Origin of the sequence: Mycobacterium sp. ACS4054, assembly GCF_001667275.1 — a bacterium.
GTDB lineage: Bacteria > Actinomycetota > Actinomycetes > Mycobacteriales > Mycobacteriaceae > Mycobacterium.
The window spans coordinates 85,536-100,063 of sequence record NZ_LZHV01000060.1; the positions used below are offsets into that span (position 1 = coordinate 85,536).

Consider the following 14,528-nt stretch of genomic DNA (forward strand, 5'->3'; position numbering starts at 1 on the left):
TTCAAGCGATGGCTAAATGGCGTCGGGGTCCTGCGCGAACGCCTCCGCCGCCCGGCGGGCCAGCCCGATCGCCAGGCGGGCCCACTCGGGCGTCGCGCCGGCCAGACCACACGCGGGGGTGACGCCGATGCGGTCGCGCAGCGCCGAGCGCGCGAAGCCAAGGCGATCCGTCACCGCCACCAGCGCGGCGGCCACCTCTTCGGCCGACGGCCGCCGCGGCGGAGCGCTGGCGGCGACCACGCCCAGCATCACCGCGCGACCCGATTCGACGAAGGCGGCGATGCCATCGAGATCCGCCGCGGCCAGGGTGGCCGCGTCCACCGAAACGGCACCGAAGCTGCTGTCCCGCAACATGTTCCACGGCAACTCCGGCGCGCAGCAATGTAACAGCACCTCGCCTCCCACCGTTCCGACGCAGTCGTCGAGCAGGGCGAGGGCCACCGCCTCGTCCAGCGGCGCCACCGGGCTCAGCGCCGTCACACCGGCCAGCCGTCCGCCCAGTGCGATCGGCAGCGAGGGCTCGTCGAATTGCACCACCACCGGCGTCTCGAGCCGGCGGGCCAGTGCCGCGCGGTGGGCGGCGACGCCTTCGGCCAACGACGCCGCCAGATCGCGCACGGCGCCGGGGTCGGTGATCGCCCGATGGCCGTTGGCCAGCTCGAGTTCGGCCGCCAGCGTGATCGGTCCCGGAGCCTGCACCTTGACCACGCGGTCGCCGCCGCGCAGGCCGGCCACCTCCCAGGCCTCTTCCAGCGCGTCCATGTCCTCGTCGAGCAGGCTGACGGCGCGGCGGGTGACCGCGCCGGGCCGAGCGGCGACGCGGTAGCCGCGCGGCACGGTATCGATCGCCACGTCGACGAGCAGCGCACCGGCCCGGCCGAGCGTGTCCGCGCCGACGCCTCGGGCGGGCAGCTCGACGATGTGAGCCAGCCCGCCGGCCAACTCGCCGACGACGACTTCGGCGGCCTCCCGTGGCGCGCTGCCGGGCCAGGATCCGACTCCACTAGCCGTCGCGAAAACACTCACCGGCCCAACCGTATTCGACACCACCCCGGCCGGGGTCCGCCAGGGGGTGCGTGCCGTAGGACGGCACGGGTAGGTTCGACGCAAGAAGGGTGCGGAACATGTCGCGGATGGCGAGATCGGCACGGCCGCTGCTGATATGCGGGGCCGTGGTGCTGGCTGCGGCATGCACCCGGGTGACCGACGGCGCGGCGGTGGCCGGATTCGGTTTCCCGCGCCGGGACGTGCAGGGGATCAACGTCGACACCATCCTGTTGGACCAGTCGCGGATGCGCGCGATCACCGGCGCGGGCGATCACCTGACGATCATCCCCTCGATGGACGGCACCCGCCCGGTGGACATCGAGGCGCTCGCCGGCACCACGCCGCGCGAATGCCGGTTCATCTATGCCGAGACGGCGACGTTCGGGCCCGACGTCGAGGAGTTCCACAAGACGACCTTCCAGGACCCGCCCGACGGCGCGCTGATCTCTGAAGGTGCCGCCGCCTACCGGGACGTCGACATCGCACAGCGCGCGTTCGGCGCGCTGGTGACCACGGTCGGGGATTGCGCGAACGGCTCCGACGGACAGCAATACGTCGGCGACTGGAAGGCCGACGGCGGTTCGCTACACCTGCGGCCGGGCGGATGCGGCCGCGACTACCGGCTGCGGTCGGTGGCCATCCTGGAGGTCACCTTCTGCGGCTTCGCGCAATCGGTGTCCGACATCGTGATGACGAACATCGTGGCGAACATGCCGTCCTAACGCGCCGTGCGGGTGATGGTGGCGCTGCCCAGCACCTCGTCGCCGTCCGGGTCCGGGCGATACAGCACGAGCGTCTGGCCGCACGCGACGCCGCGCAGCGGGACACGCAACCGCACCACCAGCTCGTCGCCCACCAATTCGGCTACCGCCCCGGCGGTTTCACCGTGCGCCCGCACCTGCACCTCGCATTCGACGGGGCCCGAGGGCGGCCGTCCCGAAGTGAAGACCGGCTCGCGTCCCCGCAACTCGCGCACGTCGAGGTCGGCGGCCTCCCCCACCCGCACGGTCGCGGTGTCGGCGTCGATGGCCGTCACATAGCGGGGACGACCGTCGGGACCCGGCCCGGCGATGCCGAGACCCTTGCGCTGGCCGATGGTGAAACCGTGCACCCCGTCGTGCTCGGCGAGCACCACACCGTCGGCGCCGACCACGGCCCCGCGGCGGACCGCGATGCGCTCGCCCAGGAAGGCGCGGGTATTGCCGGACGGGATGAAGCAGATGTCGTGACTGTCCGGCTTTTCGGCGACCGGCAGGCCGCGGCGCGCGGCTTCGGCGCGGATCTGCGACTTGGGGGTGTCGCCGATCGGAAACGTGGCGTGCGCCAGCTGCCCCGCGGTCAGCACGGCCAGCACGTACGACTGGTCCTTGTCCGGATCGACCGCGCGGCGCAGCCGCCCGCCGGACAGCCTGGCGTAGTGGCCGGTGGCCACCGTGTCGAAGCCCAGCGCAAGGGCTTTCGCCGACAACGCCGAGAACTTGATGCGCTGATTGCAGCGGATGCAGGGGTTGGGTGTTTCGCCGCGCGCGTACGACGACACGAAGTCGTCAATCACGTCGGCCTGAAACTTTTCCGCGAAATCCCAGACATAGAAGGGGATTCCGAGCACGTCGGCGACGCGACTCGCGTCTGACGCGTCTTCCTTCGAGCAGCACCCGCGCGAGCCGGTACGCAAAGTGCCCGGGGCGGTTGACAACGCCAGGTGCACGCCGACCACGTCGTGCCCGGCGTCGACCATGCGTGCGGCGGCGACCGAGGAGTCGACGCCGCCGCTCATCGCGGCGAGAACCTTCACCTAGGACGCTCCCGCCGCGGCGAGTGCGGCCCGACGGGCGCGGTCGACCGCCGCCGGCAACACCTGCAACACCGCCTCGACGTCGGCGTCAACACTGGTGTGCCCCAACGACAGTCGCAGCGACCCGCGGGCGCTGGCAGGGTCTGCGCCCATGGCGATCAACACGTGCGACGGCTGCGCGACGCCGGCGGTGCACGCCGATCCGGTCGAACACTCGATTCCGTTGGCGTCCAACAACATCAACAGCGCGTCGCCCTCGCAGCCGCGGAACGTGAAGTGCGCGTTGCCGGGCAACCGCTGGGGGTCGCGCCCACCGTTGAGGCTGACGTCCTCGATGCCGGCCAGCACGCCGTCGATCAGCCGGTCGCGCAACGACCGCAGCCGCGCGCTGTTCGCCTCGATCCCGTCCACCGCGATTCGCGCCGCGGCCGCCATGCCGACGGCACCGGCGACATCGGCCGTGCCGGATCGGATGTCACGCTCCTGGCCGCCCCCGTGCGCCAGCGGCACACACGTCACGTCGCGGCGCAGCAGCAGCGCGCCCACGCCGGGTGGGCCGCCGAACTTGTGCGCGGCCACGCTCATCGCCGAGAGCCCGCTGGCGGCGAAGTCCACGGGCAACTGCCCCACCGCCTGTACGGCGTCGCTGTGCATCGGAACCCCGAATTCGGCGGCGACCGCGGCGAGCTCGGCGGCGGGCATCACGGTGCCCACCTCGTTGTTGGCCCACATCACCGACACCAACGCGACATCGTCGTGGTTGTGCAGCGCCTCGCGCAGCGCGGCCGCCGACACCGAGCCGTCGGCGGCGGTCGGCAGCCAGGTCACCTCGGCGCCCTCGTGTTCGGCCAGCCAGTTCACCGAGTCCAAAGCGGCGTGGTGTTCCACCTCGCTGGTGATGATGCGCCGGTGCCGCGGTTCGGCGTCCCGGCGGGCCCAATAGATGCCCTTGACGGCCAGGTTGTCGCTCTCGGTGCCACCGGCGGTGAAGATGACCTCCGACGGCCGTGCGCCCAGCCGGTCGGCGATCAGCTCGCGGGATTCCTCGATGCGCCGCCGCGCCGTCCGGCCGCTGGTGTGCAGCGAGGAGGCGTTGCCGACGGTGCCGAGCACCGCCGTCATCGCCTCGACGGCGGCGGGGTGCATCGGCGTGGTAGCGGCGTGATCCAGGTAGACCATGACCCGACCCACGATACCGGCTGGTCGCGAGGCCTCCGGCTACGAGGCCACCAGCACGGGCCGGTGATCGGCGTCCCGGGTCGGCCCGACGCACGCCACCGACTGGCAGCGGGTCGCCAGGGCCCGCCGGTCGGTCCCCGGCAGCTGCAGAGATTCGACGTGCACGCGCGCCAGCGTGCGGCGCACCGTGAGCAGCCGCCGGATGGACCGTGGCAGCGTCTCGTCGCCGACGAACGCGGGCACGGTCGAGACGCTGCCGTCGACGTGGTGATAGGTCAGCCGAAGCGGCTGCACCGGGCGGCCGGCGTCGATCGCGGCCTGGAACATGGCCGGGTAGAACGCGCCACCGCCCCGGTGAGCCTGTCCGGCCTCGCCCACCGCGGCATCGTCGCCGCGCCGGCCACACCACGTAGTGCCCTCCGGGAAGCACACCACCGTCTGGCCGCCGCCCAGCCGGCGGGCGACGGCGTCGACCACCGCCGGCAGCCGGCGCAAACTGGACCGCTCGATCGGGATGATCTTGCACATGCGCGCCACGATTCCGGTGGCAGGCCCGGTGAACATGTCGGCGCGGGCGACGAACGACCCCGGCAGCACCGACCCGATGGCGAAGACGTCGAGCCAGGACATGTGCGGGCTGACGACCAGGACCCCGCTCAGGTTGCGAATCGGGCTGCCGGACACCGTGATTCGGACCCCCAGGCAGCGCAACACCATCCGGCAATAGATGCGCTGCACCCGCGTGCGGCCCGGCAGCGGTGCCGCCAGCAGCACCACTCCCGGCGCCAGCAGCAGCGCCAGCAGGACCCGAAGCGTCACCCGCAGCGCCACCAACAGCGGCGGCGACGGGGCCACGTCGCCCAGGCCCACGCAACCGGCGTCGCACGATGCGCGCGGTAGCCAGGAGTGCGCGGTGCCGGCGGGGGCGTTCATCGGTCGCCGCCGGCCATCTCCGAGGCGGCCGACACCGACCGCAACCGCTTGAGATATCGGGTATCGGCGCGCCGCTTGTCCAGCAGGACGCAGAAATCGCCCACGCCGAAATCGGGGTCGTGCGCCGGCTCACCGCACACCTGGGCGCCCAGCCGCAGGTAACCGCGCATCAGCGCCGGAACCGACGGCCGCGCCGGCGCCGGAATGTCGTCGAGCGCCGTGCCGTCGACGATCACCGGCCGGTGTGGGCGCACCCGGTAGTGCGCGGGTGCGGCGTGGCGGCTCAGGATGAAATCGCGAACCCCGCGCAGCTGGCGGCCCGGCACCCGGTTTTCGGGGTCGTCGGAATCCCCGCCGATGGGCACCGACACGCAGCCGGTCACGTAGTCGTAGCCGTATCGGTCCAGGTAGGCCAGGATCCCGGCCCACATCAGCAGCACGACGCCGCCGTTGCGGTGGCCGTCGCGCACCACGGCGCGTCCCATCTCGACCAGCGACGGCCGCAGCGGGTCGAGCGCGCGGATGTCGAATTCCGTCGCGGTGTAAAGGCCCCCGGCCGCGATGGCGCCCGCCGGGGCCAGCATGCGGTAGCAACCCACCAGCTCGCCGGAGGCGTCGTCGCGCACCAGCAGGTGGTCGCAGTGCTCGTCGAACCGGTCGACGTCCCGTCGCTCGTCGTCGTTGGTGGGCAGTGCGAAGCCCGGCGTGCTGCTGAACACGTCGTACCGGAGCCGCTGCGCCGCCTCGATCATGCTTGCGTCGGTGGACAGCAACAGCGAGTAACGCGGCCCGCCGGACGACGCCGTCGTCGCGCCGTCGGGCTTGTCGCTCGGAATCAGGACAGAAGCAATGCTCATGTCAATCAACGTTGCGTAATCGATGAGCGAGTCGGCATCGTCGCTGTGACGTGTCCGTGCACGTCAGGTGACGAAATGTGGTTGCCAGGCGGCGGCTGTGACCTGCGTCGCGGTCGTTTCCGGGTCGCGGCGCGCCTTTGCGGGTATGCGGTCCGCCATGATGTTCACCGCCGACCGCGCGATCGCGGCGCCGCCGTCGGCGGTGTGGGAATTGCTGGTCGATCTGGACGCGTGGCCCAAATGGGGTCCGTCGATTCGCGGCGCCAGGCTCGACGAACCGCACACCGAGTTGGGTCTGCACGCAACGGGCACCGTGCGGACGCCGCTGTTGCTCGAGGTCCCGTTCGTCATCACCGAATTCGAGCCGGGGCGAAGCTGGGCGTGGAAGGTGGCCGGCGTCCCGGCGACGCGGCACTGGGTCGAGCCGATGGGCGACGGGGCGCGCGTGGGGATGGCCGTTCCGTGGTGGTCGGCGCCCTACGTCACCGTGTGCTCAATTGCGTTGCGCCGCATCGACGCAATGCTGACCGGGACCCGTTGACGCGGCCCCCGGATACGCAAGAGCCCCCGACACCGGGTCGGGGGCTCTCGGGCTGAGGGTCTCAGCCCTTGCGTGCCTTGATGGCCTCGGTCAGCTGCGGGGCGACCTTGAACAGGTCCCCCACCACGCCGTAGTCGGCGATCTCGAAGATGGGCGCCTCTTCGTCCTTGTTGACCGCGACGATGGTCTTGGACGTCTGCATGCCCGCGCGGTGCTGGATGGCCCCGGAGATGCCGAGCGCGATGTAGAGCTGTGGCGACACCGTCTTGCCGGTCTGCCCGACCTGGAACTGGCCCGGGTAGTAGCCGGAGTCGACCGCGGCGCGCGACGCACCGACGGCGCCGCCCAGCGAGTCGGCCAGCTCCTCAACCACGCTGAAGTTCTCCGCGCTGCCCACGCCGCGGCCACCGGAGACCACGATGGTGGCCTCGGTGAGCTCCGGGCGGTCACCGGCGACCGCCGGCTCGCGAGAGGTGATCTTGGTGGCGTTCTCGGCGGGTGCGGGCACCTCCACGGTGACCTGTTCGCCCGCGCCGGCCTGCGGCTCGGCGTCGATGGCGCCGCCGCGCACCGTGATGACCGGGGTGTCGCCGTTGGCCTGCGACTCCACGGTGAACGCGCCACCGAAGATGGAGTGCACCGCCTTGTTGCCCTCCTGGACGCCGACCACGTCGACCAGCAGGCCGGACCCGATCCGGGCCGCGAGCCGGCCCGCGATCTCCTTGCCGTCGGCGTTGGCCGACAGCAGGACCGCGGCGGGGGCGTTCGACTCGGCCAGCGAGGCGAGTACGTCGACCACCGGGGTGATCAGGTAGTTCTCGGCGTCGTCGGACTCGGCGACGTAGATCTTGGCGGCGCCCGCCTCCTTCAGCCCGTCGACCAGCGGCGCGGCCGTTCCCGGCTTGCCGACCACGACGGCGGCCGGCTCGCCCAGCGCGCGGGCGGCGGTGATCAGTTCGGAGGTGACCTTCTTCAGTGCGCCTTCGGCGTGCTCAACGAGCACCAAAACTTCTGCCATGGTTTCTTCGCTCTTCTCGTCTGTGGGTTCTGTGCTCGTCTAAATGATCTTCTGGCCGACCAGGTACTGGGAGATCTGGCTACCGCCCTCGCCTTCGTCGGTGACCTTCTCACCCGCGGTCTTCGGCGGCTTCGGCGTCGACGACAGCACCGTCGACCCGGCGTTCTCCTGCCCGACCTCGTCGCTTTCGACGCCGATCTCCGAAAGGGTCAGCACCGTGACCTCTTTCTTCTTGGCCGCCATGATGCCCTTGAAGGACGGGAAACGCGGCTCGTTGATCTTCTCGGTCACACTGACCACCGCGGGCAGCGCCGCCTCGAGCGTGAACACGCCGTCGTCGGTCTCGCGCTCGCCGGTGACCTTGCCGCCCTCGATGGACAGCTTGCGCAGGTGCGTCAGCTGGGGCAGGCCCAGGTACTCGGCGATGATCGCCGGCACCGCGCCGCCCGAGCCGTCGGTGGACTCGTTGCCGGCGATGACCAGCTCGGTGCCCTCGATGGTGCCCAGCGCGCGGGCCAGCGCCCACGCCGTCTGCACCACGCAGGAGCCCTTCATGCCGTCGTCCTTGAGGTGCACGGCCTTGTCGGCCCCCATCGACAGCGCCTTGCGGATCGCCTCCGTGGCGCGTTCGGGGCCCGCGGTCAGCACCGTCACCGAACCCTCGCCGCCCTCACGCTCGCGGATCTGCAGGGCCTCTTCGACGGCGCGCTCGTTGATCTCGTCCAGCACCGCGTCGGCGGCCTCGCGGTCCAGCGTGTAATCGCCGTCGTTCAGCTTGCGCTCCGACCAGGTGTCTGGGACCTGCTTGATCAGGACCACGATGTTCGTCATGAGTGTGGTTCGTCCTCCTATTGAAGGAGTCCCGCAGCAGTCGGCCACGAGACTTTCAGTACGCGTTTCGCAGCGCACGGTCGTGTTACTACTCGGTAACTTTGTGCAGCCTGCATTCACACCATAGCGGGTGGTACTGCGGGTTCTTCCGGCGTGTCCACCCCCCGCAACCGGGGGCCGCCCGTTCCCGGTTCGCGAATCCGACACTTCGCGTTAGCCTGCCTATGCGATGAGCGCAACCGTCCCCGACGTTCCCCGGCCAAGCCACGGCGATCCCCTGCCCGCGGCTGATCCCGTCTTGACGTTGACCGGCGAACGCACCATCCCCGATCTCGACGTCGAGAACTACTGGTTTCGCCGCCACCAGGTCGTTTACCAGCGGCTGGCCGGGCGTTGCGCTGGCCGCGAGGTGCTCGAGGCCGGGTGCGGGGAGGGCTATGGCGCGGACCTAATCGCCGGCGTCGCACGCCGCGTCGTCGCCGTCGATTACGACGAGGCCGCGGTGGCCCACGTGCGGGCCCGCTACCCGCGCGTGGAGGTCATGCGGGCGAACCTGGCCGAGCTGCCGCTGCCCGACGCGTCGGTCGATATTGTGGTCAACTTCCAAGTCATCGAGCATCTGTGGGATCAAGCACAATTCGTCGCCGAGTGCGCGCGGGTGCTGCGCCGCGGCGGCCTGCTGATGGTGTCCACCCCCAACCGGATCACCTTCTCCCCCGGCCGCGACACCCCGATCAACCCGTTCCACACCCGCGAACTCAACGCCCGCGAGCTGACCGAGTTGCTCGTCGAGGCGGGTTTCCGCGACGTGTCGATCAGCGGGTTGTTCCACGGACTGCGGCTGCGGGAGATGGACGCCCGCCACGGCGGCTCGATCATCGACGCGCAGATCGAGCGGGCCGTCGCCGACGCGCCGTGGCCGCCCGAGCTGGCCGCCGACGTCGCCGCGGTGACGTGCGACGACTTCGAGATCGTCGCCGACGACCGCCGCAACATCGACGACAGCCTGGATCTGATCGCGATTGCGGTGGCGCCGTGAGCAATCCGCACGACCGGGTGCCCGGCATGTTCACCCTGGTCCTGCACACCCACCTGCCGTGGCTGGCCCATCACGGCCGCTGGCCGGTCGGCGAGGAGTGGCTCTACCAGTCCTGGGCCGCGGCCTATCTGCCGCTGATGCGGGTGCTGACCACTTTGGCCGACGAGGACCGCCGCGGCCTGATCACGCTGGGCGTCACCCCGGTGGTGAACGCCCAGCTGGACGACCCGTACTGCCTGGACGGCATGCAGCACTGGCTGGCCAACTGGGGGCTGCGGGCGGCCGAGGCCGCCAGCATGCGGTCGGCTCCCCGATCGAAGTCGGCCGGCTATCAGGCCTGCACGCCGGAAGCGTTGCGCGCCTTAGGAATTCGGGAATGCGCCGAGGCCGACGCCGCGCTGGAGGACTTCGCCACCCGATGGCGGCACGGCGGTAGCCCGCTGCTGCGCGGCCTGATCGACGCCGGCACGGTCGAGTTGCTCGGCGGGCCCCTGGCCCATCCGTTCCAGCCGCTGCTCGCACCGCGGCTGCGCGAGTTCGCCCTGCGGGAGGGGCTGGCCGACCCGCAGCAGCGCCTGGCTCATCGCCCCAGTGGGATCTGGGCGCCCGAATGTGCTTACGCGCCAGGCATGGAGGACGACTACGCGGCCGCGGGCGTCACCCATTTCATGGTCGACGGGCCGTCGCTGCACGGCGACACGGCGCTGGGCCGGACCGTCGGCGACAGCGACGTGGTGGCGTTCGGGCGCGACCTGCAGGTCAGCTACCGGGTGTGGTCGCCCAAGTCCGGCTATCCGGGTCACGCCGCCTACCGCGACTTCCACACCTATGACCACCTCACCGGGCTGAAGCCGGCGCGGGTCACCGGCCGCAACGTGCCGTCCGAGGGCAAGGCGCCCTACGACCCCGCGCGCGCCGACCACGCCGTCGACGTCCATGTCGCAGACTTCGTCGACGTGGTCCGAAACCGGCTGGCGAGCGAATCCGAGCGGATCGGCCGGCCGGCCCATGTCGTCGCCGCCTTCGACACCGAACTGTTCGGCCACTGGTGGTACGAGGGCCCGACGTGGCTGCAGCGGGTGCTGCGCGCGCTGCCCGCGGCCGGCGTGCGGGTGGGAACGTTGAGCGACGCCATCGCCGGCGGATTCGTCGGGGGCGCAGTGGCTTTGCCGCCCAGTTCGTGGGGCTCGGGCAAGGACTGGCAGGTGTGGGCCGGCGACAAGGTGGCCGACCTGGTCCAGCTCAACAACGAAGTGGTCGACACGGCGCTGAGCACCGTCGACAAGGCGCTGGCGCAGCGCTCGTCGCTGGACGGGCCGCTGCCCCGCGACCACGTCGCCGACCAGATCCTGCGCGAGACCCTGCTCACCGTCTCCAGCGACTGGCCGTTCATGGTGAGCAAGGACTCGGCCGCCGACTACGCGCGCTACCGCGCGCACCTGCACGCGCACGCCACCCGCGAGATCGCCGGGGCCCTGGCCTCGGGCCGGCGGGACACCGCGCAGCGGCTGGCCGAGGGATGGAACCGCGCCGACGGGCTGTTCGGCGCGCTCGACGCGCGCAGGCTGCCCCGATGAGGTGCCCGGCCGCGTGAAGATCCTGATGGTGTCGTGGGAGTACCCGCCGGTGGTGATCGGCGGGCTCGGCCGGCACGTGCATCACCTGTCGACCGCGCTGGCCGCGGCCGGTCACGAGGTCGTGGTGCTTTCCCGCCACCCCTCGGGCACCGACCCCAGCACGCACCCGTCGTCGGACGAGGTGGTCGACGGTGTCCGGGTGATCGCGGCCGCGCAGGACCCGCACGAGTTCTCCTTCGCCACCGACATGATGGCGTGGACGCTGGCGATGGGCCACGCGATGATCCGCGCCGGGCTGTCACTGAAGAAGCGCGGCAGCAACCGGCCGTGGCGCCCCGACGTCGTGCACGCGCACGACTGGCTGGTGGCCCATCCCGCGATCGCGCTCGCCCAGTTCTACGACGTGCCAATGGTTTCCACCATCCACGCCACCGAAGCCGGACGGCATTCCGGCTGGGTGTCCGGTGCCATCAGCCGTCAGGTGCATGCCGCGGAGTCCTGGCTGGTGCGCGAATCCGATTCGCTGATCACGTGTTCGGCGTCGATGGCCGACGAGATCACCGAACTGTTCGGCCCCGGCCTGGCCGGAATCACGGTCATCCGCAACGGCATCGACGCGGCGCGCTGGCCGTTCGCCGAGCGGCGGCCGCGGACCGGGCCGGCCGAGCTGCTCTACCTCGGGCGGCTGGAGTACGAGAAGGGCGTGCACGACGTCATCGCGGCCCTGCCGCGGATCCGGCGCCGCCATCCCGGCACCACGCTGACCATCGCCGGGGAGGGCACCCAGCAGGACTGGCTCGTCGAGCAGGCGCGAAAGCATCGGGTGCTCAAGGCCACTCGGTTCGTCGGGCACCTCGACCATGCCGAGCTGCTGGCGGTGCTGCACCGGGCCGACGCCGCGGTGCTGCCCAGCCACTACGAGCCGTTCGGGATCGTCGCGCTGGAGGCCGCCGCGGCGGGCACACCGCTGGTCACGTCGAACATCGGCGGCCTGGGCGAGGCGGTGATCAACGGGCAGACCGGGGTGTCCTGCGCGCCCCGGGACATCGCCGGGATCGCCGCGGCCGTGGGCGCCGTGCTCGATGATCCGGCGGCCGCGCAGCGCCGCGCCCGCGCCGCCCGCGAACGGCTCACGTCCGCGTTCGACTGGAAGACCGTGGCCGGCGAGACCGCGCAGGTGTACCTGGCGGCCAAGCGCGGCGAGCGCCAGCCCCAGCCGCGCATGCCCATCGTCGAGCACGCCCTACCCAACCGCTAGCCTGCATAGATGGGGCTGGAATTTTCGAGCGTGGTCGACGCGCCGATCGCCGACGTCTTCGCGTGGCACGCCAGGCCCGGCGCGTTCGCCCGGCTCTCGCCGCCGTGGCAGCCCATGCGGCTGGTCAGCGAGGCCGCCTCGCTCAAGGACGGGCGGGCGACGCTGGCCCTGCCCGGCGGGCTGCGCTGGGTGGCCGTCCACCAGGCCGACGGCTACGACCCACCGCGGCGCTTCGTCGACGAAATCGGCAGCGGCGGCCTGACTTCGCTTCCGGCCCGAATCGCGATGCGGTGGAGGCATGTTCACGATTTCGAGGACCTCGGCGATGGCCGCACCAGGGTGATCGACCGGGTCGACACCCCCGCGCCGGCGTCGCTACTGCGGCCGATGTTCGTCTACCGGCACCGTCAACTCGCCGATGATATGGCCGCGCACCGGCTGGCCGCCGCGAACGGGCTGGCGCCCCTGACCGTCGCCGTCACCGGGGCCTCGGGACTGGTGGGTTCCGCACTGACGGCGTTTCTGAGCACCGGCGGTCACCGCGTCATCCGGTTGGTGCGCCGCCCCGCGCGCGGCGACGACGAGCGGGAGTGGGACCCCGAGGATCCCGATCCGGGAGCCTTCGCCGGCGTGGACGCGGTCATCCATTTGGCGGGCGCCTCGATCGCCGGCCGGTTCACCGAGAAGCACCGAAAGGCCATCCGCGACAGCAGGATCGGCCCGACTCGGCGGCTGGCCGAAGCGCTGGGCCGCGCCCCGGCCCGCCCGGCGGTGCTCGTCTCGGCTTCGGCGATCGGATACTACGGATCCGACCGGGGCGATGACATCCTCACCGAGGACAGCGACCGCGGTGAGGGTTTCCTCGCCGATGTGGTCGACGACTGGGAGGCGGCGACCGCGCCCGCGGAGCAGGCCGGGGTGCGGGTGGTGCGGGTGCGCACCGGCATCGTGCAGTCGCCGCTCGGGGGCACCTTGAAGCTGATGCGCCCACTGTTCGGCGCCGGCCTGGGTGGTCGGCTCGGCGACGGCCGGCAATGGCTGTCCTGGATCGGGATCGACGACCTGGTTGACATCTACCACCGCGCCCTCTGGGAGGGCTCGCTGTCGGGCCCGGTGAACGCCGTTGCGCCGCAACCGGTTCGCAACAGCGAGTACACCCGCGCGCTGGCCGGTGTGCTGCACCGGCCCGCGGTGCTGCCCGTCCCGTCGCTGGGGCCCCGGCTCCTGCTCGGCGAGCAGGGCGCGCGCGAATTGGCGTGCGCAAGCCAGCGGGTGCTGCCGGCGAAGCTCACCGAGGCCGGCCACCGATTTCGCCAGCCCGATCTCGATCAGGCGCTGCGGCACCTGCTCGGGCGCGAGAGCTGAGGAAAAGACCCTCCCCATTTCTGCCTGATCAAGCCCCCTAGCAGTCCGGAGATGGTTCAATTTCTTAATGATTTCCGGTGCGCTGGTCCGGCGTCGGACCGGCGCGGCCATCATAGGCATCATCGCGGTGGCCGTGCTGGTGCTCGCGCCGCGTCAGGCCCGGGCCGAATCGACCGAGGCGGACAGCACGACCGACGTGGAATGCCGCGGCGCTACCCGACCGGTACCCACGACATGGTCTTTCCCGAGCACGCCCCCGCTGGGATTGGTGTGGCTGCAGCACGGTTTCGTCGAGGGCAGGAGCCTGTGGTCGGCCTTCGCCACCGAGGTCGCCGACAGCGGTTACCTCGTGCTGGCCACCACACTTTCCACGGTTAATCCCCTCGGCTGCACGGTGGAACACCTGATCGACAACACCGGCTTTCTGGGCAACATCGCCGATGTCTTTGCCCACAAAGACGATCCGCACGGGGCGTTGGCGATGTCCCTCGCGACGGCCGCGGCGGCGGCCGGCCACCCGGTGCCACCGCTGCCCGAGAAAATGGTGTTCGTGGGGCATTCGGCGGGGGCCGAGGCCGTCGAATACGTCGCCGAGCGCCTGCACACCACCTACCCGGCGGCGTTCACCCAAGTGCGCGGCGTCGTCAGCGAAGACGGCGTCAAGTCGTTCATCGGTTCCAACACCGACGACGCGCTGGCGGGCCTGGCGGGCACCACCCTGCCCGTTTACGCCACGGCGTCACCGCACCTGCTGTGCAACTTCTTCCAGCGCGGCACGAAGGCCATCGAACGGTACCTGGCGGACCGGCCCTTTCACGGCGTCAAGATCACAACCGGCGCCCATGGCGACGCGCTCGGCCCGTCGTCGCCGGGCTACGAAAACCTCGTGTGCGGCCGCCCGAAGCCGGACAACATCGCGGCGGTCTGGGGGCTGACGCGGGGGTGGATCGCGGACATGATCGCGGGAACGACCACTCCCGACTTCTATCCGGGCGGAGGCTATTACACCGAACTCGAGACGGCCGGCACCATCACCACGCTGCCGTGACCAATCACGGCAGCGACCGAACGGTGAGCGGCCCCACGGT

Annotated in this window: 14 protein-coding genes; 7 read left to right on the forward strand and 7 right to left on the reverse strand. The window is 71.1% G+C overall.

The window, feature by feature from the left end:
* Window positions 1-12 precede the first annotated feature (12 nt).
* A complete protein-coding gene (locus tag A5730_RS18340; protein ID WP_067903352.1) occupies window positions 13-1,026 on the reverse strand; it encodes a methionine synthase in 1,014 nt (337 codons plus the stop codon).
* 107 nt (window positions 1,027-1,133) lie between these two features.
* Between A5730_RS18340 and A5730_RS18345 the strand changes: the two genes are divergently transcribed.
* Window positions 1,134-1,769, forward strand: coding sequence for a sensor domain-containing protein (locus A5730_RS18345; RefSeq protein ID WP_067903355.1), 636 nt, complete (start codon window positions 1,134-1,136; stop codon window positions 1,767-1,769).
* Here A5730_RS18345 and mnmA read toward each other — a convergent pair.
* The 4 genes from mnmA to A5730_RS18365 are packed head-to-tail and all read right to left on the reverse strand — an operon-like array spanning window position 1,766 to window position 5,811.
* Window positions 1,766-2,842 carry a tRNA 2-thiouridine(34) synthase MnmA gene (mnmA, locus tag A5730_RS18350; RefSeq protein ID WP_067903358.1) on the reverse strand — a complete coding sequence of 359 codons (1,077 nt, stop codon included), beginning with the start codon at window positions 2,840-2,842 and terminating at the stop codon, window positions 1,766-1,768. The genes A5730_RS18345 and mnmA overlap by 4 nt on opposite strands.
* Entirely contained in the window at window positions 2,843-4,021 is a 1,179-nt protein-coding gene (locus tag A5730_RS18355) for a cysteine desulfurase family protein (protein ID WP_067903361.1), read from the reverse strand. It abuts the gene before it with no gap.
* A gap of 39 nt (window positions 4,022-4,060) precedes the next feature.
* The gene (locus A5730_RS18360) at window positions 4,061-4,954 is read right to left on the reverse strand and encodes a 1-acyl-sn-glycerol-3-phosphate acyltransferase (RefSeq protein ID WP_067903364.1); all 894 of its coding nucleotides are present in this window, start codon (window positions 4,952-4,954) and stop codon (window positions 4,061-4,063) included.
* Window positions 4,951-5,811: a GNAT family N-acetyltransferase gene (locus A5730_RS18365; protein WP_067903367.1), complete on the reverse strand. Its 861-nt coding sequence runs from the start codon at window positions 5,809-5,811 to the stop codon at window positions 4,951-4,953. The genes A5730_RS18360 and A5730_RS18365 overlap by 4 nt, the downstream gene beginning before the upstream one ends.
* A 145-nt stretch (window positions 5,812-5,956) precedes the next feature.
* Between A5730_RS18365 and A5730_RS18370 the strand changes: the two genes are divergently transcribed.
* Window positions 5,957-6,352 carry an SRPBCC family protein gene (locus A5730_RS18370; protein ID WP_067903371.1) on the forward strand — a complete coding sequence of 132 codons (396 nt, stop codon included), beginning with the start codon at window positions 5,957-5,959 and terminating at the stop codon, window positions 6,350-6,352.
* A gap of 61 nt (window positions 6,353-6,413) precedes the next feature.
* On the opposite strand, the gene A5730_RS18375 is transcribed toward A5730_RS18370, so the two are convergent.
* Together A5730_RS18375 and A5730_RS18380 are read right to left on the reverse strand one after the other, a co-directional pair.
* Window positions 6,414-7,370 carry an electron transfer flavoprotein subunit alpha/FixB family protein gene (locus A5730_RS18375; protein ID WP_067903374.1) on the reverse strand — a complete coding sequence of 319 codons (957 nt, stop codon included), beginning with the start codon at window positions 7,368-7,370 and terminating at the stop codon, window positions 6,414-6,416.
* A 39-nt stretch (window positions 7,371-7,409) separates the two neighbouring features.
* Window positions 7,410-8,201: an electron transfer flavoprotein subunit beta/FixA family protein gene (locus tag A5730_RS18380; protein ID WP_067903377.1), complete on the reverse strand. Its 792-nt coding sequence runs from the start codon at window positions 8,199-8,201 to the stop codon at window positions 7,410-7,412.
* 229 nt (window positions 8,202-8,430) lie between these two features.
* Between A5730_RS18380 and A5730_RS18385 the strand changes: the two genes are divergently transcribed.
* The 5 genes from A5730_RS18385 to A5730_RS18405 all read left to right on the forward strand — a co-directional run bounded on the left by A5730_RS18385 (window position 8,431) and on the right by A5730_RS18405 (window position 14,488).
* Window positions 8,431-9,240, forward strand: coding sequence for a bifunctional 2-polyprenyl-6-hydroxyphenol methylase/3-demethylubiquinol 3-O-methyltransferase UbiG (locus A5730_RS18385; protein ID WP_067903381.1), 810 nt, complete (start codon window positions 8,431-8,433; stop codon window positions 9,238-9,240).
* A gap of 26 nt (window positions 9,241-9,266) precedes the next feature.
* Entirely contained in the window at window positions 9,267-10,817 is a 1,551-nt protein-coding gene (locus A5730_RS18390) for a glycoside hydrolase family 57 protein (protein WP_156745862.1), read from the forward strand.
* A gap of 13 nt (window positions 10,818-10,830) precedes the next feature.
* Window positions 10,831-12,075 carry a glycosyltransferase family 4 protein gene (locus A5730_RS18395; protein WP_067903469.1) on the forward strand — a complete coding sequence of 415 codons (1,245 nt, stop codon included), beginning with the start codon at window positions 10,831-10,833 and terminating at the stop codon, window positions 12,073-12,075.
* 9 nt (window positions 12,076-12,084) lie between these two features.
* Window positions 12,085-13,440 (forward strand): TIGR01777 family oxidoreductase, encoded by a 1,356-nt coding sequence (locus A5730_RS18400; protein WP_067903387.1) that lies wholly within the window; start codon window positions 12,085-12,087, stop codon window positions 13,438-13,440.
* Between the two features lie 67 nt (window positions 13,441-13,507).
* On the forward strand, window positions 13,508-14,488 hold the full coding sequence (locus A5730_RS18405) for a hypothetical protein (RefSeq protein ID WP_067903390.1): 981 nt from the start codon (window positions 13,508-13,510) through the stop codon (window positions 14,486-14,488).
* Window positions 14,489-14,528 lie beyond the last annotated feature (40 nt).